The 19,033-nt window shown below is 69.1% G+C and carries 19 protein-coding genes; 4 read left to right on the top strand and 15 right to left on the bottom strand.

The annotated features are described in order from the left end of the window. Positions 1 to 696 (bottom strand): DUF222 domain-containing protein (locus L324_RS18645; RefSeq protein ID WP_037309738.1); only part of this gene is annotated, 696 nt, incomplete at its 3' end. Positions 697 to 922: 226 nt separating this feature from the next. On the opposite strand from L324_RS18645, the gene L324_RS18640 reads away from it, so the two are divergent. Continuing rightward, entirely contained in the window at positions 923 to 2,740 is a 1,818-nt protein-coding gene (locus L324_RS18640; protein WP_037309677.1) for an FUSC family protein, read from the top strand. Between the two features lie 70 nt (positions 2,741 to 2,810). On the opposite strand, the gene L324_RS18635 is transcribed toward L324_RS18640, so the two are convergent. From L324_RS18635 to L324_RS18585, 11 genes are all read right to left on the bottom strand, one after another. Then, positions 2,811 to 3,398, bottom strand: a complete 588-nt coding sequence (locus L324_RS18635) for a cytochrome c-type biogenesis protein (RefSeq protein ID WP_037309676.1) — start codon at positions 3,396 to 3,398, stop codon at positions 2,811 to 2,813. Positions 3,399 to 3,487: 89 nt separating this feature from the next. Beyond that, positions 3,488 to 4,351 carry a DivIVA-like cell division protein Wag31 gene (wag31, locus tag L324_RS18630; RefSeq protein WP_037309673.1) on the bottom strand — a complete coding sequence of 288 codons (864 nt, stop codon included), beginning with the start codon at positions 4,349 to 4,351 and terminating at the stop codon, positions 3,488 to 3,490. A 54-nt stretch (positions 4,352 to 4,405) separates the two neighbouring features. Further along, a complete protein-coding gene (locus tag L324_RS18625; RefSeq protein WP_005155180.1) occupies positions 4,406 to 4,681 on the bottom strand; it encodes a YggT family protein in 276 nt (91 codons plus the stop codon). A 114-nt stretch (positions 4,682 to 4,795) separates the two neighbouring features. Further along, positions 4,796 to 5,395 (bottom strand): cell division protein SepF, encoded by a 600-nt coding sequence (locus L324_RS18620; protein ID WP_037309670.1) that lies wholly within the window; start codon positions 5,393 to 5,395, stop codon positions 4,796 to 4,798. 82 nt (positions 5,396 to 5,477) lie between these two features. Beyond that, on the bottom strand, positions 5,478 to 6,209 hold the full coding sequence (locus tag L324_RS18615; RefSeq protein WP_037309667.1) for a YggS family pyridoxal phosphate-dependent enzyme: 732 nt from the start codon (positions 6,207 to 6,209) through the stop codon (positions 5,478 to 5,480). Next, entirely contained in the window at positions 6,206 to 6,913 is a 708-nt protein-coding gene (gene pgeF / locus L324_RS18610; protein WP_037309663.1) for a peptidoglycan editing factor PgeF, read from the bottom strand. The genes L324_RS18615 and pgeF overlap by 4 nt, the downstream gene beginning before the upstream one ends. Positions 6,914 to 7,083: 170 nt before the next feature. Next, entirely contained in the window at positions 7,084 to 8,406 is a 1,323-nt protein-coding gene (gene ftsZ / locus L324_RS18605; protein WP_037309660.1) for a cell division protein FtsZ, read from the bottom strand. A gap of 253 nt (positions 8,407 to 8,659) precedes the next feature. Beyond that, a complete protein-coding gene (locus L324_RS18600; protein WP_037309658.1) occupies positions 8,660 to 9,430 on the bottom strand; it encodes an anti-sigma factor in 771 nt (256 codons plus the stop codon). Then, the gene (gene sigK, locus L324_RS18595; protein ID WP_037309656.1) at positions 9,427 to 10,038 is read right to left on the bottom strand and encodes an ECF RNA polymerase sigma factor SigK; all 612 of its coding nucleotides are present in this window, start codon (positions 10,036 to 10,038) and stop codon (positions 9,427 to 9,429) included. The genes L324_RS18600 and sigK overlap by 4 nt, the downstream gene beginning before the upstream one ends. After that, on the bottom strand, positions 10,031 to 10,771 hold the full coding sequence (locus tag L324_RS18590; protein ID WP_037309654.1) for a DUF1365 domain-containing protein: 741 nt from the start codon (positions 10,769 to 10,771) through the stop codon (positions 10,031 to 10,033). Before L324_RS18590 ends, sigK begins: the two co-directional genes overlap by 8 nt. Next, positions 10,765 to 12,087 (bottom strand): NAD(P)/FAD-dependent oxidoreductase, encoded by a 1,323-nt coding sequence (locus L324_RS18585; protein ID WP_235783567.1) that lies wholly within the window; start codon positions 12,085 to 12,087, stop codon positions 10,765 to 10,767. The genes L324_RS18590 and L324_RS18585 overlap by 7 nt, the downstream gene beginning before the upstream one ends. A 42-nt stretch (positions 12,088 to 12,129) precedes the next feature. Between L324_RS18585 and L324_RS18580 the strand changes: the two genes are divergently transcribed. Together L324_RS18580 and L324_RS18575 are read left to right on the top strand one after the other, a co-directional pair. Beyond that, entirely contained in the window at positions 12,130 to 13,401 is a 1,272-nt protein-coding gene (locus tag L324_RS18580; RefSeq protein WP_037309652.1) for an SAM-dependent methyltransferase, read from the top strand. After that, positions 13,402 to 14,187 carry a DUF1295 domain-containing protein gene (locus L324_RS18575; RefSeq protein ID WP_037309650.1) on the top strand — a complete coding sequence of 262 codons (786 nt, stop codon included), beginning with the start codon at positions 13,402 to 13,404 and terminating at the stop codon, positions 14,185 to 14,187. It abuts the gene before it with no gap. On the opposite strand, the gene L324_RS18570 is transcribed toward L324_RS18575, so the two are convergent. After that, positions 14,174 to 14,683, bottom strand: a complete 510-nt coding sequence (locus L324_RS18570) for a DinB family protein (protein ID WP_037309647.1) — start codon at positions 14,681 to 14,683, stop codon at positions 14,174 to 14,176. The genes L324_RS18575 and L324_RS18570 overlap by 14 nt on opposite strands. 210 nt (positions 14,684 to 14,893) lie before the next feature. Between L324_RS18570 and L324_RS18565 the strand changes: the two genes are divergently transcribed. After that, on the top strand, positions 14,894 to 16,213 hold the full coding sequence (locus tag L324_RS18565) for a wax ester/triacylglycerol synthase family O-acyltransferase (protein ID WP_081736391.1): 1,320 nt from the start codon (positions 14,894 to 14,896) through the stop codon (positions 16,211 to 16,213). Positions 16,214 to 16,438: 225 nt separating this feature from the next. On the opposite strand, the gene L324_RS18560 is transcribed toward L324_RS18565, so the two are convergent. Together L324_RS18560 and L324_RS18555 are read right to left on the bottom strand one after the other, a co-directional pair. Then, positions 16,439 to 17,830, bottom strand: coding sequence for a class II 3-deoxy-7-phosphoheptulonate synthase (locus L324_RS18560; RefSeq protein WP_037309643.1), 1,392 nt, complete (start codon positions 17,828 to 17,830; stop codon positions 16,439 to 16,441). Positions 17,831 to 17,910: 80 nt separating this feature from the next. Next, a complete protein-coding gene (locus L324_RS18555; protein WP_037309642.1) occupies positions 17,911 to 18,843 on the bottom strand; it encodes a trypsin-like serine peptidase in 933 nt (310 codons plus the stop codon). Between the last annotated feature and the right edge of the window lie 190 nt (positions 18,844 to 19,033).

Genomic DNA, 19,033 nt, shown 5'->3' with positions numbered 1-19,033 from the left:
GGTGCGGGAGTCGCGGACCCCGTCGATGGCTTTGTGGGGTTTGGACATGGGGTCGAGGTCGGACTTCAGGCGTGCATAGGTTTCCAGGTCCAACGTGGCTTTGAGGCCGAGGGTGCCGTCACGGTGTTTGACGAACCGCAACTCCGGCCGCACATCCTTCGGATCCTCGTTCCGAGGCTCCTTCCCGCCCGGATCCAGCTCGTCCAGCAGACGACGGCCGGCCCGGGCGAGCTGCCGGGGACCCGCCCGGCGAGCCAGATCGACCAGGATCTTCTCCCCACCCCGCACCTCCTCCTCAGGAACCATGGACGGGATCCGGGCGAGGATGCGGATGATCGCGTCGACCTGCGCACCCCCGATCGCGCCCTCCGCGGCGGCGTCGGCGGTCAAGGGCGCGAGCGGCGGCACGACCTCGCCACCCACCACCACCCCGGGATGCAACGCCAGCACCCGATCGGCACGTGCCTCGGCTTCCTTGTCCGTGACGTGGAAGTCCTCGTAAATCAGGGCTGCCAGCGTCGAATGGCCGGAACATCCACGGACACCGCGGTTGTTGATTTCCGCGAGGATCGCGTTCTGTTCCGCATCCAATCGACGCTTGAGAACTTCGATTTCCTGTTTACGGGCATGCAGCGTCGCGGTATCGGCACGCCACCACTCGGAGCACACCGCATGGAGTCTGTTGTCGCTGGCCACGGACCCAACACTACTCCGACTCGAACACCTGTACTAGCCCTATTGCTTCACTCAATAGGGGGCTAGAGTCCGCAAATCGAATACGCAGAGAAACGGGAAGCCCGGCCAACAATCGCATTTAGTCGACTAAATGCGAAAATAGGCACGGAGCGACCCCGCGGAGGGCCCGAGTTGCCGTCCCCGCCACCGCCTCTAAGTTGACGGGTATGTCGATCTACGGGGCCCGATGAAAGGGCCCGGACTCCTCATCGTCCTGCTCGTGGTCCTCGGCGGCGTCAGCGGGCTCGGTTTCACGCTGGGCCTGGGCAACGCCGCGATCCTCGCCGCGCTGACGGCGCTCTTCTGCCTCATCGCGGCGGTCGGCGGGCCGCTTTGGGCGGATCTGCGGCTGCTGACGTGGTTCGCGCCGGGGCTGATCCTCGCGGTCGGGGTACCGCGGTTGCTGGGCGAGGTCTCGCGGTGGGCCGCGATCGGGCTGCTGGTGGTGATCGTGGTCGTCGCCGGTCTGCTGCCGGTGCTCGGCGCCCGGTTCGTCACGGTCGGGCTGGGGCTCGGGATGGCGTCGTTGTTCGGTTACGGCTTCCAGTTGACGGGGACGGCGTCGGCCGGGCAGATCCTGGGCGCGCCCGCGCTCGCGGTGGGGGTCATCCTGCTGCTGAGGGTGCTGATGGGCGCCAAGGATCCGGCCAAGCCGACCCGGGAGGCGCTGGCCGACGCGCTCGCCACGGGGACGTCCGAAACACAGGAACGCGCGGCGAGGCTTTGGCTCGCGGACCGGCCCCGCCGGTGGACCGGGAAGGTCCTCGGCGGCCTGTTCCGGTACCGCGCGGCGAGCGGGTTGCTCGAGATCCGCCGGAACCGGCTGGACAGCCGAGAAATCGGCGACATCCTCGACGCGGCCAAGGAAGAAGCCGTCAGGCTCGCGGACGCCGTGCGCTCACCGAAGGAGCCGGAGGACGTCGAGCCGGTGCGGCGCGAGGAACCCGGCGCGCTGCCCGGCGACACGGCGAGGGTCGTCACCGCGCTTTGGGATTCTCTCGAAAGCATCCGGACCGCGGCGGCCGAACGCGACGAGTCGCGTGTGGACGTTCCGAAAGGACTTCGCAAGGAACTGCGCCGGATCGAGCTGAGCGGCGCGTTTTCCTGGCAGTCACCGCAGTTCCGGCACGCCCTCCGTTGCGGACTCGGGGTGGCGCTGGCACTCGTCGTCGCGAGTTTCCGGCCCGGCGACCCGCTCACCGTGTCCTTCCTGCTCGGCACTTTCGCCATCATGCAACCGGAATGGCACGACAGCCTCAGCAAGGCCTGGCAGCGCATCGGCGGTTCGCTCGGCGGCGCCGTCGTCCTCGCGCTCGCGCTTTGGCTTCTGCCGCAAGGGTTCCTGCTGCCGATCGGACTCGTGGCCCTGCTCGGCGGGTTCTCCGTCATGCGGACGCGCCCGACGATCTTCAACGGCTGCATGGTGTTGATGTCCGTCGGCATGAACGCGACGACCAAGCACCTTGACCCGCGCTACGTACTCGTCGAGTACCTGCTCCTGATGGTCCTCGCCGGCGCGATCGCGCTGCTGTTCGGATTCGCCGCGATCCCCGGCGTGCCGAAACCCGGTCCGGTGGAACGGTTCGAGAGCGCCGTCGGTGCCACCCGCACGCTTCTCGGCTCAGTGGGACGAAAACTCCGCGGCGAGGACGTCGATCCGCGGACGCTCGGCCGCGAGTTCCGTGCCGCCGCCGTCGCGCACCACAGCCTGCTCGCCGCGGAACCGGGCACGAAGGAACCCGCGCCCGGACAACGCGACGCGCTGGAGAAAACGGCCGAAGCCTTGCGGGGCCTGACCGTCACGACGTCGTCGCTCTTGCTGCGCCCCGGACCGGCGGGGACCGCGGACGCCGTCGAGGAGGCCGCTCGCGCGCTCGGAACCGAAGACGCGACGGAGATCCCGGTACCGCCGGACGCCGACGAGGAACATCGTCTGGTGCTCGACATGATCGCCGCCGACGTGGTCGCGGTCGGCGAAGCGGCTCAGACGCTCAAGGGTGTTTAGGCCGTGTCCTGCAAGTCTTGTTCGCGGTCTTCGCGCCCAGGCGGTCCCTGACGGCACGGGCGGACGCGGCCTAGGCGCTGTCGCGGTGCTGCCCGGCGATCTCGGCGTCGGGTGTGCACAGCGCGCACGGGGTGAACCCGAGCTGCCGGGCCTCCCCGATACCGAGCGGGATGGTGTCCCGGGTTTCGAGCCACGTGCAAGTGGTCACGTGGTACCGCGGGTACTCGTCGACGACGACGACCTCGATCTCGAGTTCGGAGACGATCGCCACGTCCGCGGGATCGCTCTTCTCTTCACCCGGGTCTCCGACGGGCTTCGTCTCCGAAGCCGCGGGCTCGGTCTCGTCCGCGTCGCCCAGCTCGCCGGTGGCGGGCATCAGAACGGTCTGCTCGGCGTCCTCGGGCTTCTTCTCGTCGCTCTCCTCGGACTCCGAGATTTCCTCCGTCTCGTCCGAGGGGTCGTCCGCCGTCTCCTCGACGGAAGCGTCGGCCTCCGCCGAACGCTTCTTCCGCCGCCGCAGCCAGTCGAAGACGAGCAGCAACCCGGCGACGATGGAGAGGCCGATGGAGATCCAGGCCCACAGGGAGTTCGCGGTGATGAGCGCCGCGACGAGCAGCCCCAGAGCCGCCAGTACCAGTACCAGGACGATGTAGAGCACGGTGAATTACAGCACGACGGACAAGCGGAACGGCCCCGACCCTCCGGAGAGTGCCGAGGCCGTTCCCATGCGTTGCTACCGAGAGCCGGTCAGCCGGCTTCCGCGCGGGGACCGAACGAGTAGCCCTGTCCACCGCCCGAGGACGACGCCGACTGCCCCGAGTTCGACGAGGACGCCGAAGCGGGAGCGGCCGAACCGCGGTCGTCGAGCTCACGCAGCTGGGACTCGAGGAACCCGCGCAGCCTCGTGCGGTACTCCCGCTCGATCGTGCGCAGCTCTTCGATCTTCTTGCCCAGCGAGCCCTTCTCCGCGTTCATGTTGTTCATGGTCTCGGTGTACTTGCGCTGAGCCTCGCGCTCCATGGTCGTCGCCTTGTCGCGCGCCTGGCGCTCCAAGGTCTCGGCACGGGTTCGCGCGTCGTTCAGCATGGTCTCGGCGCGCGTGCGCGCCTCGTTCACCATCGAGTCCGACTTGGACCGCGCGTCCGAAAGCAGCTGCTCGGACTTGGTCCGGGCTTCGGCGAGCATGCCGTCCGACTCGGTCTTGGCCTCGGCGGTGAGCCGGTCGGCCATTTCCTGCGCCAGCCCGAGCACCTTCGCGGCCTGGACGTTGGGCTCCCCGTTGTCCGGCACCATCGAGTGGGCCTGGGTCTGCTCCATCGCCGACTGCGGCGGCGGCACCGGCGCCAGGCGACGCGACGGCTCGTCGCGCACCTGTGGCGGCGGGCCTACGGCGCCCGCCTTGGCGTTCTCGAGCTCACCACGGGTGGTCTCGAGCTCGTTGTCGAGCTGCTCGACCTGCTGCCGCAGCTCGTTGTTGTCCTCGATCAACCGGGCAAGCTCGGTCTCCACCAGGTCGAGGAACGCGTCCACCTCGTCCTCGTTGTAGCCCCTTTTGCCTATGGGCGGCTTGCTGAACGCGACGTTGTGCACGTCAGCGGGGGTCAACGACATCAGATCACCTCACGCACTCCATGGCCTGCAGGTCCACCGGGGCTTCCCCGAAAATCACCCTGGCGTTGCCAGCTGCATCGCGAAGAACACAACCAACAGCAGCACCATAATCGATAAGTCCAGTCCGACGCCGCCGATTCGTACGGTCGGGATGATTCGTCTGAACAGACGAACCGGTGGGTCGGTCACTGTGTAGATGGTCTCGAGCGTTACCGCAACCCCTCCGGCAGGACGCCACTCGCGAGCGAAAGCACGCACGAGCTCGACGACGATCCGTGCCGTCAGCAGGAGCCAGAAAGCGAACAGCACGTACCAGACGACCAGCAACACAGCATTCACGTAACCACTCTGCCATGCCCCGCGTCAAAAGACGCAGTTGACGGGCGTCAGATGGCGATGAGTCGACAAAATCACATCCGGCTGCGCTCAGCGGTCACCGGGTGATCAGCCGCGCAGGAATAATCCGCCTTCGGCAATCCGCCGACGGTCTTCCGCGGTGACGTCCACATCGGGCGGTGAGAGAAGGAACACCTTGTTGGTGACCTTGTCCATCGACCCGCGCAACGCGAAAGCGAGACCGGCCGCGAAGTCGACGAGTCGCTTCGCGTCCGCGTTCTCCATCTCGGTGAGGTTCATGATCACCGGGATGCCTTCGCGGTAGTGCTCCCCGATCGCCCGCGCTTCGGCGTAGCTCGTCGGGTGCAACGTGGTGATCCGGCTCAACGGGTCACGGACGGCCGGACGGACCGGCTCGGTGACCGGACGCAGCCGGGCGACCGGTTCGGGCTGGCGATCGATCGCCAGCGCCCCGTGGACCGCCGGCTCCGGGCTGACCACGGAGCGTGACCGTGGCCGGGCGACAGGCTCGTCATACGTGTCATCGACGTCCCGGTAGCGTCCACCCCGCGACCGGGCCGGTGGCTCGTCGTCGTAGTCGTACCCGTCTTCGGCGTAGCCTCGCCGGTAGTCATCTTCGACGTCATAGCCGTCTTCGTCCGCGGGCACCATCCCGAAGTAGGCCTTCAGCTTCTGCAGCGCGCTCATGCCTCTCCCTAGCCTTAGCCGCGTCCCGCACCGTGCTCCCCCGCCCCCGTCGCCACTCCCCGTAGCGACGAGACGGTATTCCCTAAGGCGAGGCTAAACCGCGTCCGCCGAGCAGCGCGGTTCCGACACGCACACACGTCGAGCCGTGCGCGATCGCCTGTTCGAGATCATTGCTCATTCCGGCGGAGAGTTCACGGGCATTTGGGTGATCTTCCCGAAGACGCTCCGAGGCACGCGCGAGTTTCTCGAACGCCTCAGCGGGGTCAATACCCAGCGGAGCCACCGCCATAAGCCCACGGAGCCGAAGATCACCCACATGGCCTATCCGCTCGGCAAGGCGGCCCACCTCGTTCACCCGGAAACCCCCGCGTTTCGGATCGTCGTCGAGACTTACCTGAATGAGGACGTCCAGCGGGTGATCACGTTGCCCGGAATCGAGTGCGGACCTGGTCGCCTTGGCGAGCGCGTCGGCGAGCCGCTCGGAGTCGACGGACTGGACCTCGTCGGCCCAGCGCACGACCGAACGGGCCTTGTTCCGCTGAAGGCTGCCGACCATATGCCAGCGGACGCGGGCGTCCGGGCGCAGTGCGGCGACCTCTTCGGCCTTCGCGCCGGCCTCTTGGTCGCGGTTCTCGGCGAGGTCGAGCGCGCCGAGGTCGGTGAGCAGCGCGGCGTCGAGCGCCGGGAAGGTCTTGGTGACCGCGAGCAACCGGACCTCGTCGCGGTCCCGGCCCGCGGCCTTGCACGCGGCGGCGATCCGCTCTTCCACCTGGGCCAGGGAGGCGGCGAGTTCCGCCTTGCGGTCGACACTCACGACGCGTCCAGCCAGGTGATGCCCGCGATCCGGCCGGTGGTGCCGTCGCGACGGAAACTGAACAGGGTCTTGTCTTCGTTGGTACAGCGCGGATCCACGCCGATCTTGCCGACGCCGAGGTCGGCGAGTTGCCGCCAGAGCCCGGCGCGCAGGTCGAGGCCCGGGGTGCCCTTGCGGGTTTTGCAGGCACTGCCCGGAACGTGCTTCTCGACGTCAGCGGCCATGGCGGCGGGGACTTCGTAGCAGTCACCGCAGATCGCCGGCCCGAGCAGTGCTTCGGTGCGCCCCGGTTCGGCACCGAGCGAGCGCATCGCTTCGATCGCGGCGAGGACGACGCCGACCCGCGCGCCGACGCGACCCGCGTGGACGGCGGAGACGACACCGGCCTCGACGTCGGCGAGCATGATGGGGACGCAGTCGGCCACGAGCACGACGAGCGCGAGACCCGGCTCGGCCGTCACGAGCGCGTCGGTCGCTTCGGCCGCCGAGGTCTCGGAGCCGTCGACGATGGTGGCTGTCCGGCCGTGGACCTGCTCCATCCACGCCAGCCTGTCCTCGGCGAGGCCGAGTTCGGTGGCGAGCCGTTTACGGTTGGCGTAGACGTCACCGGCGTCGTCGCCGACGTGATCACCGAGGTTGAAGGTGTCGTAAGGCGGCCGGGAGGCCCCGCCCGCCCTTGTCGTGACAACCCGCCGTACCCGCAAGACTTGCCTCCCTGGCGACCTCGGCTGAGGTGACCAAGGTCTTTTGATCTTTTGAAGTCGCGCCTTTTGGCCGACAGGCCCCGCTATCACGATGGCAGGGCGCCCCCCAGGGAGAATGTACCTTCCCCCTGAATGGGCGCCCTGGCAGCGTGATCGCGGCAGCGCGATAATTATCTGCGCATGAACGGCGGCACGTCGACCTCGTCGTCCGACGGGTCGTCGTGCACCGGGGTGGCGCGGCCGGGCAGGCTGCCGTGGGTCGAGTTCGACCCGATCGGCGAGTAGCCGCGCGAACCGCCGCCGGGCTGCGGGAGCCCACCGGTCATCGAGCCGTTGCCCTCGCCCCGGGAGGACGGCATCTGCGAATGCGGGCGCGTCGGCGGGACCGGGTAGCCGTTGGAGCCGGTCGACGGAACCGGCGTGGCACCCGAAGGCGGGCTCTGCACCGGCGTCGCCCCACCGCCGTTGACCTGGCCCGCCTGCGCGGACGCGGTCGTGTTCGACCGGGAGCCGAAGGTCGACGGGTCGAGCTTCTTGTGGGTCGGCGTGCCCGCGTCGAAACCGGCCGCGATCACGGTGACCCGGACCTCGTCGCCGAGCGAGTCGTCGATGATCGTGCCGAAGATGATGTTGGCGTCGGGGTGCGCGGACTCCTGCACCAGCGAAGCGGCCTCGTTGATCTCGAACAGGCCGAGGTCCGACCCGCCCGCGATCGACAGCAGCGCGCCGTGCGCCCCGTCCATCGACGCTTCCAGCAGCGGCGAGTTGATCGCCTTCTCCGCCGCCTGGATCGCCCGGCCCTCGCCGCGCGCCGAGCCGATGCCCATCAGCGCGGAACCCGCGCCGGACATGACGCTCTTGACGTCGGCGAAGTCCAGGTTGATCAGACCCGGGGTGGTGATCAGGTCGGTGATGCCCTGGACACCGGACAGCAGCACCTCGTCCGCGGAGCGGAAGGCGTCCATCAGCGAGACACCGATGTCGCCGAGCTGCAGCAGCCGGTCGTTCGGGATGACGATGAGGGTGTCGCATTCGTTGCGCAGCTGCTGGATGCCGTCCTCGGCCTGCTTGCTGCGGCGCTTGCCCTCGAAGGTGAACGGACGGGTGACGACGCCGATGGTCAGCGCGCCGAGCTTGCGGGCGATCTGGGCGACGACCGGCGCGCCACCGGTGCCGGTGCCACCGCCCTCGCCCGCGGTCACGAACACCATGTCGGCGCCCTTGATGACCTCTTCGATCTCTTCGCGGTGGTCCTCGGCGGCCTTCTGCCCCACCTCGGGGGCGGCGCCGGCACCGAGGCCGCGGGTCAGTTCCCGGCCGATGTCGAGCTTGACGTCGGCGTCGGACATGAGCAGTGCCTGAGCGTCGGTGTTCACCGCGATGAACTCGACACCCTTGAGGCCGACCTCGATCATGCGGTTCACGGCGTTCACTCCGCCGCCGCCGATACCGACGACCTTGATCACCGCAAGGTAGTTGTGCGGGGGCGTCATCGGAGCCGCCTTCCTGATCGTGTGTGCTCGTGCTGCCCGCCGGTCGCTGAGCCTGGAACCGAAACCCTCGAGCTGAAGTTCAGATTGAGAGTTATGTCAACTGCCGACGTTGAAGCAGGACGGTATGCACCAGGCTGGCTTGAATCCAGTAGCCACGCCGTGTGTCGCAAAGGTGTTTTGCCACAACATGTTCGCGGGCGCAAGAGCGAACCCCGGCGGAAGCGCCGAACGGCGGCCTGGTATTGCCGCCGGATCAGGCGGGCATCGACATGACCATGACGACGTCCTTCGACGGCGAACCGGTCGCCGAACCACCGGTCTGCTCGACGCTCAGCGCGAACTTCTCGGCCCCGCCGAGCCCGTCGGCGACCAGCAGCGCACCGTCCTGACCACCGGAAATGAGCCCGGCGGGCTTCGGCGAGGTGCCCGGGTACATCAGCCACGCCTGGTAGACCCGGCCCGGATCGTTCTTCGGCAGCTGTGCCGCCATGAAGACGAGCCGGTCCTTGGCGCGCGACATCATCACCGTCCCGCCGCCACCGGCGGTGGTCTCGGCGTGCCCGGTCCGGAGATCGGCCGCCGAAAGCACGTCGGCGACCGGGGCGTACCGCTCCGCGTACCGCGCCGCCTGCTCCCGCGCCGCGGTCAGCTGCGTGTGGTTGTCGTAGGCGATACCGCCGAACACGGCGGTGCCCGCCAGGCCGACGATCGCCGCCGCGGCCGCGCCGATCGCCCAGCGCGGGGCGCGCCTGCGGCCCTTGACGCGCTCTCCGGACTCGAACCGCGTCTTCGGCGGCTGCTGCCGGGTCGCCATCGCCTGCGCGAGCACGCGGCGCTTGAGTTCCGGCGGCGGGTCCTCGGCCAGCGCGGCGCCGAGCCGGGTCGCGGTCATCTGCAGTTCGAGGACCTCTTGAGCGCACGAAGCGCATTCGCCGAGGTGCCGCTGGAACTGGGCACGCTCCACTTCGGACAACGCGTCGACGGCGTATGCCCCGGTGAGCGTGTGCATTTCGGGCATCGTCATGCCGTCACCCCCAAACAGTCCCGGAGCCTGATCAGGCCGTCCCGGAGTCGAGTCTTGATGGTCCCGTGCGGGGTCTGCAGCACCTCTGCGACCTCGCGATAGGTGTACCCCTGGTAGTAGGCGAGCAACACCGATTCCCGTTGCAGCTCGGTCAAGCTGGTCAGGCAGCGGCGCACCTGCGAACGTTCCCAGCGGGCCGCGACGGCCTCGGCCACCTCGTCGAAGGGCCTCGCGCGGGCGGCCTCGAAGGTCGCCTTGACCTCGCGGTCGGAACTGGCCCGTGCCGAGCGGACGCGGTCGACGGCGCGGCGGTGCGCGAGCGTCATGGCCCAGTTCAACGCGCTCCCCCGCTCCGGCGAGTACCGCGCGGCCGTGCGCCACAGCTCGACCATGACCTCCTGAGTGACCTCTTCGGACTGTGCGGCGTCGCGGAGGATCCGCCGCACCAGGCCGAGGATCGGTCCGGCGAGCTGGTCGTACAGCGCGTCGAAGGCCCGCTCGTCCCCCTTGGCCACCCGGACGAGCAGATCCTCGGCCGTCGGCCCTGCCGGTTCGCCGCCCGTTCCGGGAACGGGCGCCATCCGGCGCGGACGTGCCGATTCATCCATCAAGTCTGCCTCCGGCGGTCTGCGGTGTGCGAGGGGTCAGCGGTGCCTTCTTCAACCACAGTTTGACCCCGTGCCGCCGGATCAGCGCGGAGACCCGGTGCGGCATGAGCGGACGGGTGAGCAGCAGATGCGCCAGCCACTTGGTGGTGGCCGGCCGCCGCACACCGCGCAACGACGCCGTGAGCGGGGTCCGCCCGCCCTGCTGGAGGGCGATCTTGACCGACAGCAGCGACTCCGGCCGCGGCACCTGCATCCGGTACTCGCCGTCCATCGACTGGAACGGCGACACGTAGAACTCCTTGTCGGCGTGCGCGTTCCCGTCGGCGTCGGGACGCAGGAGGTACGCGTGCCTGCCGCCGTAGGTGTTGTGGACCTCCGCGACGACGCATTCGAGTTCGCCGTCGGGCCGGTGGCACCAGTAGAGGGTGATCGGGTTGAAGGCGTGGCCGAGCATGCGCGCTCCGGCGAGCATGTGGACCCGGCCGCCCCGCAGGTCGACCCCGCGCGCGGCGAGCCAGCGGTCCAATTTGGACCGGATGCTGGAGGTGTCGTCGGGCGCGAAGTGGTCTCGCGGATCGAACCGGGCGAAGGGACGCAGCCACCACGGAAGCTTCGGCGGCTTGTCGAGGTCGATGAACCACAGGTAGACGCGGTGCGCGAACGAGATCGGCGGGTCGTTGCGCCGGACATGCGCCACCGTGGCGTCGTAGAGCACGGCCATGACGGTCACCATCGCACCCCGAAGTTCTCGGCCGCGCGGACGCCGGACGCGCAGCCGTCCTCGTGGAACCCCCAGCCGTGGTACGCGCCGGCGAAAGCGATCACGTCGTCGTTGAGCTCGGGCAGGCGACGCCCCGCGGCGACGGATTCCGGCGTGTACACGGGGTGTTCGTAGGTCATCTTGGCCAGCACCGACCCGTCGTCGGGGGCGGTGCCGGGGTTGAGCGTGACGACGTAGCCGGTCGGCTCGTCGAGCCGCATCAGGCGGTTCATGTCGTAGGACACCTGGACGGCGCCGTTGTCCGCGCCGCAGGCGGGGGTGGCGTAGTTCCAGCCCGCCCGCGCGGATTCCGCCGTCGGGAGCACGCCGGTGTCGGTGTGCAGCCACGCCTCGTTGCTGGAGTACCGGAACGAGCCGAGGACTTCGCGTTCGGCGTCGGTCGGCGACTCGAGCAGCTTCAGCGCCTGATCCGCGTGCGTGGCCAGTACGACCTTGTCGACCCGGTGCCGGGTGTCGGCGTCGTCGCGGATCTCGATCCCCCGCGCGGTGCGCTTGACCGAGCGGACCGGCGTCGACAGGTGCACGGCGGTCAGCTGCTTGGCCGCCCGCTCGACATACTCGCGGGAGCCGCCGACGACGGTGCGCCAGCTCGGGGATCCCCCGACCGACAGCATCCCGTGGTTGCGCAGGAACTCGAACAGGTAGCGCGCGGGATACCTGAGCGTGTCGTTCCGGTCCGCCGACCAGACGGTCGAAACGACCGGGAGCATGAAGTGGTTGACGAAGTACTTCGTGTACCCGCCGATCGCGAGGAACGCGCCGAGCGTGACATCGCCCGCCTCGGGCGAGTCGAGGACGCGTTTCGCGTGCAGGTGGAAGCGCTTGACGTCGGCGAGCATCCGCAGGTAGCGCCCGCGGGTGACGTTGCGCGGCTGGGCGAACAGGCCCTTGAGCCCCTTGGCGCCGGCGTACTGGAGACCGCAGCCGTCGCAGCGGATGCTCATCGACATCTCGGTGTCGCGGGTGGCGACGCCCAGTTCGGCGAACAGGCGGAGCAGGTTCGGGTAGGTGCGCTCGTTGTGCACGATGAACCCGGAGTCGACGCCGACGGTGCCGCCGTGCGCGCTCGGGACGTCGTGGGTGTGCGCGTGCCCGCCGAGCCTGTCGTCGGCTTCGAACAGCAGCACTTCGTGGCGGCGTTGCAGCAGATAGGCGGCCGTGAGCCCGGCGACGCCGCTGCCGATGACTCCGATGCGTTGACCCTTGGTGTGCACGAGAGGGATTCGGAACAGGACGCGGGCCGGATTGGACCGGGTGAACCAGGGCATCTTCCGACCCATCCTTTTCCTGTCCGGGGCCGAATGACGACTATGCCGAACAGTCCCGCCTCCCGTCTGGTCCCGTTCGTCGAGCGGCTGCTCGGCGGCTCACTCCCGGTCGGTCTCCGTACGTGGGACGGCGTACGCGCCGGTCCCCCGGATGCGCCGACCGTGGTGCTCCGGAACCGGCGGGCCCTGCGCCGTCTCCTGTACGCCCCCGGCGAATTGGGCCTCGCCAGGGCCTACGTCTCCGGTGATCTCGACGTCGAAGGCGATCTCGCCGACGGATTCCGCCGGATCTGGGCGCTGACCCGATCGGGCGCCGTCCGCGGTGCCGCGCTCGGCCCCCGCGAGTGGGCCGAAGCGCTCCGGATCGCGGTCGGTCTCGGCGTCGTCGGGCCGCCGCCCAAACCGCCGGCCGAGGAGGCGCGGCTGTCCGGGGCACTGCACAGCCTGCGCCGGGACAAGTCCGCGATCGCGCATCACTACGACCTCGGCAACGCCTTCTACCAGCTGCTGCTCGACGAATCGATGGCCTACTCGTCCGGGTACTGGACCTCCGACGAGGACGGCTACGACCTGGAGCAGGCCCAGTGGGACAAGCTCGAACTGATCTGCCGCAAGCTCGGCCTCCGGCCGGGGATGCGGCTGCTCGACGTCGGCTGCGGCTGGGGCTCGCTGCTGGTGCACGCGGCGAAACATCACGGGGTGCACGCCGTCGGCATCACGCTCTCGGCGGAACAGCGGCAGCACATCCGCGGCCGTCTCGTCCAGCACGACCTGGAGGAACGCGTCGAAGTCCGCAGGCAGGACTACCGGGAACTGACCGACGAGCCGTTCGACGCCGTCGCCTCCATCGAGATGGGTGAGCACGTCGGCGAGCAGAACTATCCCGAGTACACGCGGACGCTGTTCCGGATGCTCCGGCCGACCGGACGGCTGGTCCTGCAGCAGATGTCCCGCGGCGCGGTGGCGCCGGGCGGTGGCGCGTTCATCGAGCGCTACATCGCCCCCGACATGACGATGCGGCCGCTGAGCCGCACGCTCGGGCATCTGGAGACCGCGGGCTTCGAGATCCGCGACGTCCACGCGCTCCGCGAGCATTATGTGCGTACGGTCCGGGCATGGGAGAAAACACTCGAGGGCAACTGGGACGACGTCGTGTCGCTGATCGGTGAATCGGGCGCGCGGGTCTGGCGGCTCTACCTGGTCGGCGGCGCGCTCGCCTTCGAGGAGAACCGGATGGGCGTGGACCAGATCCTCGCCGTCCGGCCGTCCGAGCACGGCTTGAGCGCGCTGCCCGCCACCCGGGAGTGGTCCTAGATGCCGTTGGGGGGAACGCTGCTCGTCACCGCCGCCGTCACGTTGCTGGCCGTCGTCGTCACCTTCGGCATCGCACGGGCGCGGGGGCGGTACGACACCATCGACACGTTCTGGGGGCCGGGCTTCGCGCTCGTCGCGCTCGTCGCGGCCCCGCTCGGGGACGGTTCGACGGCACTGCGAGTCGTCGCGGCGCTGCTGACCGCCGTCTGGGGTGTCCGCCTCGGCGTGCACCTTCATCTGCGCAACCACAAGCTGCCCGAAGACCCGCGTTACGTGCGGATGGCGGAGCGCGCCGGGGAGAATCCGGCGCTCAAGCTGTTCGTCCGCGTGTACCTGGTGCAGGCGGTGGTGCTCTGGTTCGTGTCGCTGCCGGTCCAGTTCGCGATGTACGGCGATTCCTTCGGCGTGACGGCCTGGATCGGCGTCGCGGTGTGGCTGGTCGGCTTCGGGTTCGAGACGGTCGGCGACGAGCAGTTGCGCCGGTTCAAGGCCGATCCGGACAACAAGGGGAAGGTGCTCGACAAGGGGCTGTGGCGGTACACGCGGCATCCCAACTACTTCGGGGACGCGTGCGTGTGGTGGGGCCTTTACCTGCTCGCGTGTTCGAGCTGGGCGGGGGCGGCGACCGTGCTCTCCCCGGTCGCGATGACGTACACGCTGGCCAAGGGCACCGGAAAACCTTTGCTGGAAAAGGGATTGCGGCGCTCCCGGCCGGGATACGCGACCTACGTCGAACGCACCAGCGGGTTCTTCCCGCTGCCCCCGCGCCGCGTCACTCCCCGGTGAGCCCGTCGATCAGTTCGCGCAGCAGGTCGAGGTGGCCGGCGTGCCTGCCGGTCTCCTCGATCATATGCGTGACCACGAACCGGACGTTGACCTTGCGGTCGCCCCGGAACTCGACCTCGTCGTCCAGCCCCATCCTGGCGACGACCTGGCGGCTTCGTTCGCACTCGGCCTCGTAGGCGGCGATCAGCCGCTCGATCGGGGTCTCCATGGCGACCCGGAATTCGGCGTCCGGATCGACCTCCAGCGCCTCCTTCCAGACGTCCTCGGCGCCGTCGAGCACCACGGTGAACCAGTACTGCTCGACGAGGGTCAGATGCCCGAGCAGACCGGCGACGGTGGTCAGTTCGCTGGGGACGAGCCGGCGCCGGGCCTGCTCGTCCGTGAGGCCCGAACACTTCCACACGACCGTGGCGCGGAGGAAGTCGAGGAAGCCGTTCAGCTGGGTGCGCTCGTCGCCGGTGAGCGGCGGTTCGGGACGCTTCGGTTCGTCGGTCATGGTGCTGCAGTCTGCCGGTTTCCTCGGATGATCCGCTAACGAGTCACCCCTGTCCACCATCTGCCGCAGAGCGGTGGTCCATGTCCGAACATGATCCCATCGTTCGAGTGAAACCAGCGGTAGTTAGCGCCCGCGAAACATGACGACCACCCGCCCGTCATGTCAGGCTGGTGCAGTGGGTGCCATACCCGGAGCACCCAGGAAAGGCAGATGATGTCAGGCCCCCAGCTGAGCGCACTCGATGTCGCTTTCCTTTGCCTGGAAAGCGAAACGACGCCCATGCACATGGGCGCGGTGGTCACCTTCCGTCCGCACGGGCAGGTGCACGCGCGTAAGCTGATCGCGTTGCTCGCCGAACGTGCCGCGCGCATCCCGAAGCTGCGCCAGCGCCCCCGCACCGCGCTGTTCCCACCCGGCGCCGCGATCTGGGCCGAGGACCCGGATTTCGTTGCCAGTGAACATATTTCACATCATCACCTGAGTTCCCTGTACGAACCGGACCCGCTGTCCGCCCACGCGTCACGCTGGATGGGACGGCCGCTCGACACCGGAAAGCCCTTGTGGGACCTGCAACTCGTCACCGGCCTGCCGGACGGCGAGTTCGCGCTGCTGCTGAAACTGCACCACGCGCTCACCGACGGGGCGGGCGCGTACGCCGTCGCCGCGGGTCTGCTCGACGAACTCCCCCGCCCGCCCAGGCGGGCGCACAGCGGCGCCGAGCCACCCGCGCCACGCTCCCCTGTGGACGCCGTCAAGGACGTCCTCGGCGCCACCCTGGCCCAGGCCGGGGAGTCCGCCGGGATCGCCTCGTCGGTCGTCCGCGCGACCCGCTCGCCGCTGTCCCCGATCAGCGCGCCGCCGTCGACCGAACGACGGCTCGGTTTCGCCCGGCTCGACACCGCCGACCTCCGGCGGATCCGCCGGGCCCACGGCGGCACCGCCAACGACGTCGTGCTGGCGATCCTCGCCGGTGCGCTGCGCGAATGGATGATCAACCGCGGCCAGCGCGCCGACGACCGGACGCTGCGGGCGCTCATCCCGGTCAGCGTGCGCGGGCGGTCCGCCGAGCAGCTGGGCGGCAACAAGCTGTCCGGGTACCTCTGCGAGCTCCCGGTCGGCCTCGACCACCCGGTGGAGCGGCTGCTGGCCGTCCAGCGCGCGATGAGCCGGAACAAGGCCGCCGGTCCCGCCCGTGGCGCCGGCGCGTTCCCCCTGCTCGCCGACCGGATGCCGCCGATGCTGCACCGGCTCGGCAGCAGGGCCGCCGGGCTGGCCGCGCCGCTGCTGTTCGACCTCGTGGTGACCACGGTGCCGGTGCCGCCCAACCGGCTCACCCTGGACGGGACCCGGCTCGAAGGGGTGTACCCGTTCGTGCCGCTGGCGCCGCGGCAGGCGCTCGGGATCGCGGTGGCGACCTACCGCGACTCGGTCCACATCGGACTGCAGGCGAACGGGGCGGCTGTCCCGGACGTGGGCTCGCTGCGGGACGGGGTGCTCAAGTCGGCCGCGCGGTTGCTGGACGCCGCTTGAGCGGGTCGTGCCCCGCTCCCCTCGCGACCTGATCAAGCCCCGTCCGCCTAGCTGAAGGGCCCTTTCCCCTCATCTCACGCGGCGAAGGGCGCTTTCCCTTCATGCGATGAGGGGAAAGCGCCCTTCAGCCCCGGGCCGTAACCAGGATGAAAAGACGCCATGAAAGGTCCTTTCCTTGCAAATTTTGCAAGGAAAGGACCTTTCATGGCGCGCGTAGGGGCTAGGTCAGCCGCGAAGCATCTCGGCGACCAGGAAGGCCAGCTCCAGCGACTGCTGCGTGTTCAGCCGCGGGTCGCAGGCGGTCTCGTACCGGCCCGAGAGGTCCAGATCCGAGATCTCCTGCGCGCCACCGAGGCATTCGGTGACGTCCTCGCCGGTCAGCTCCACGTGGATGCCGCCCGGGTAGGTGCCGAGCTTGCGGTGCACCTCGAAGAAGCCCTGGACCTCGTCCACGATCCGGTCGAAGTGCCGGGTCTTGTACCCGGTGGAGGATTCGTGGGTGTTGCCGTGCATCGGGTCGCACTGCCAGATGACCTTGTGCCCGGACGCCTCGACCTTCTCGACGATCGCGGGCAGCACCTCGCGGACCTTGCCGTTGCCCATCCGGGCGATCAGCGTCAGCCTGCCGGGCTCGTTGCGCGGGTCGAGCCGCCGGACGTACTCGACGGCCTGCTCGGGCGTGGTCGTCGGGCCGATCTTGAGGCCGATCGGGTTGGCCAGCAGTTCGGCGAACGCGATATGCGCGCCGTCGAGCTGCCGGGTCCGCTCGCCCACCCACAGGAAGTGCGAGGACAGGTTGTACAGCTTGGGGTTCGCCGCGTCCGCGCGGTCCATCCGCAGCATGGAGCGCTCGTAGTCGAGCAGCAGCGCCTCGTGGCTGGCGAAGATCTCGGTGGACTGCAGCGAGGAGTCGGTGACACCGCAGGCCGACATGAACCGCAGGCCCCGGTCGATCTCCGAGGCCAGCGCCTCGTACCGCTCGCTGGCGGGCGAGGACTTCACGAAGTCCTTGTTCCAGTCGTGCACCTGGTGCAGATCCGCCATCCCGGCGCCGGTCAGCGCGCGGACGAGGTTCATCGCGGCGCCCGCGTTGGCGTAGGCGCGGATCATCCGGCCGGGGTCGGGCACGCGCAGTTCGGGCTTGGCGACGAGCGAGTTGATGATGTCGCCGCGGTAGACCGGCAGGCCGAGGGCGTCGGTGGACGCCGAACGCGGCTTCGCGTACTGGCCGGCGATCCGGCCGACCTTCACCACCGGGAGGCTCGCGCCGTAGGTGAGGACGACGGCCATCTGCAGCAGGGTGCGCAGGTTGGCGCGGATATGCGGTTCGGTGTTCGACTCGAACGTCTCCGCGCAGTCACCGCCCTGCAGCAGGAACGCCTCGCCGCGGGCGACCATGGCCAGCCGGTCGGAGAGCCGGTCGATCTCGGCGGGGACGGTGATCGGCGGCACGCTTTCGAGCACCCCGCGCACCCGCTTCGTCAGCTCGGGGTCCGGCCACTCGGGCTGCTGCGCGGCGGGCCGGGCGAGCGCGTCGTCGAGCCGGTTGCGCAGCTCGGGCGGCAGAGGAGGCAATTCGGGGAGCGTGTCGACGGGAACGTCCACTGTCCAGTTCACCGGCCCAGGATATGCCGGGCCGGAAGCCGCCCGCCCACCGGGACGAAAGTCCCAAAAGGTGGACGGGCGGTCCGGGACGGTCAGGCGGCCTGCGCCTTGTTGTAGAGGTTCTGGGCGTCGGTGCCGAAGTACGGACCGAACATGTACCCCGGCAGGAAGGTGTAGCCGAAACTGTTCACCGACGCCTGGACACCGGCACCGGTCGCCTCGCTGAAGTTGAGGAACCACGGGCCGCCGCTCGAACCACCGGTCATATTGCAGTTCATCCCGTGGTCCTTGGTCAGCAGGAAGTCGGTGAACGTGCTTCCGCTGCAGTAGATCAGCTTCGTCCCGTCGTACGGCGCCGCCGCCGGATAGCCGAACGTGTACATCGACTGGTTGCGCGCCTGGTTGAAGGCGATGCCCTGCGCGCCGACCACGTCGGTCAGCCGCTGCCCGTTGAGCGGGTTGACCACGGCCGCGCCGACGTCGTAGTTCATGTCCTCGCTCGCTTCCCACTGCGGAGTGGTCAGCGTGCTCTTCGCGGCCCAGGTGCCGTAGGGCGTGTTGCCGTTGTTGTAGCCGGGCGCGAAGGTCCAGTTGGTGTGCCACGCGCCCTGGTACTTCACGCAGTGCCCGGCGGTGATGACGACACTGCCGTTCGCGCTGGTGACCGCGTCACCGGAGCAGGACGCGTTCCGCCCGCCCATGGTGAAGAACACCCGGCCGGCGGTCTGCACGACCTTGCCGGCCCCGGTCCACGCGCCGCCGCCGTTGGGGATGCTCTGGATGATCGTGCTCTCGCCCTTCGCGACGTCCTTGAGCGAAAGGGGCGGGGCCTGGACCAGTTGTTCGATCGGCACCGCCGACCGCATCCGCTCGGGTGTCCAGTAGGCCGCCACCGCCTGCGCGTCGGCCGCCGCCTGATGATGGACCGGTCCGGCTTGAGCGGGACCCGCGACCGCCGTCAGCCCCGTCACCGCCAGCCCCACGAGCGCCGCCAGGATCCCCGTCCGGGAAGCCGTCCTCTTCATGGCATACCACCTTTCGCCACCGGTGAATTGCCGTATGACGTGCACGACTTTCTGAAAGTATTTGCCCTGCTACGGGGCGTACAAGCGGCCGTTCGGCCGCATCCGGGGCGACGTATGGGCCGTTCGGCCCAGCAGGACGAACAGGGTCCTGAAACAGGCTCGTGAGTGGTAATGACGGTTAGAACCGTCA

It is taken from the genome of Amycolatopsis orientalis DSM 40040 = KCTC 9412, from assembly GCF_000478275.1.
GTDB lineage: Bacteria > Actinomycetota > Actinomycetes > Mycobacteriales > Pseudonocardiaceae > Amycolatopsis > Amycolatopsis orientalis.
This window is presented reverse-complemented; position numbering and strand designations above follow the sequence as displayed.

Excerpts from the sequence above, each read along its gene's own strand:
- L324_RS18555 (WP_037309642.1), bottom strand. The coding sequence starts at position 18,843 with ATGAAGAGGACGGCTTCCCGGACGGGGATCCTGGCGGCGCTCGTGGGG.
- L324_RS18600 (WP_037309658.1), bottom strand. The coding sequence starts at position 9,430 with ATGACGATGCCCGAAATGCACACGCTCACCGGGGCATACGCCGTCGAC.
- L324_RS18585 (WP_235783567.1), bottom strand. The coding sequence starts at position 12,087 with ATGCCCTGGTTCACCCGGTCCAATCCGGCCCGCGTCCTGTTCCGAATC.
- L324_RS18620 (WP_037309670.1), bottom strand. The coding sequence starts at position 5,395 with ATGAGCGCGCTGCAGAAGCTGAAGGCCTACTTCGGGATGGTGCCCGCG.
- wag31 (WP_037309673.1), bottom strand. The coding sequence starts at position 4,351 with ATGTCGTTGACCCCCGCTGACGTGCACAACGTCGCGTTCAGCAAGCCG.
- ftsZ (WP_037309660.1), bottom strand. The coding sequence starts at position 8,406 with ATGACGCCCCCGCACAACTACCTTGCGGTGATCAAGGTCGTCGGTATC.
- L324_RS18580 (WP_037309652.1), top strand. The coding sequence starts at position 12,130 with ATGCCGAACAGTCCCGCCTCCCGTCTGGTCCCGTTCGTCGAGCGGCTG.
- L324_RS18570 (WP_037309647.1), bottom strand. The coding sequence starts at position 14,683 with ATGACCGACGAACCGAAGCGTCCCGAACCGCCGCTCACCGGCGACGAG.
- L324_RS18640 (WP_037309677.1), top strand. The coding sequence starts at position 923 with ATGAAAGGGCCCGGACTCCTCATCGTCCTGCTCGTGGTCCTCGGCGGC.
- L324_RS18575 (WP_037309650.1), top strand. The coding sequence starts at position 13,402 with ATGCCGTTGGGGGGAACGCTGCTCGTCACCGCCGCCGTCACGTTGCTG.
- L324_RS18590 (WP_037309654.1), bottom strand. The coding sequence starts at position 10,771 with ATGGTGACCGTCATGGCCGTGCTCTACGACGCCACGGTGGCGCATGTC.
- L324_RS18565 (WP_081736391.1), top strand. The coding sequence starts at position 14,894 with ATGATGTCAGGCCCCCAGCTGAGCGCACTCGATGTCGCTTTCCTTTGC.
- sigK (WP_037309656.1), bottom strand. The coding sequence starts at position 10,038 with ATGGATGAATCGGCACGTCCGCGCCGGATGGCGCCCGTTCCCGGAACG.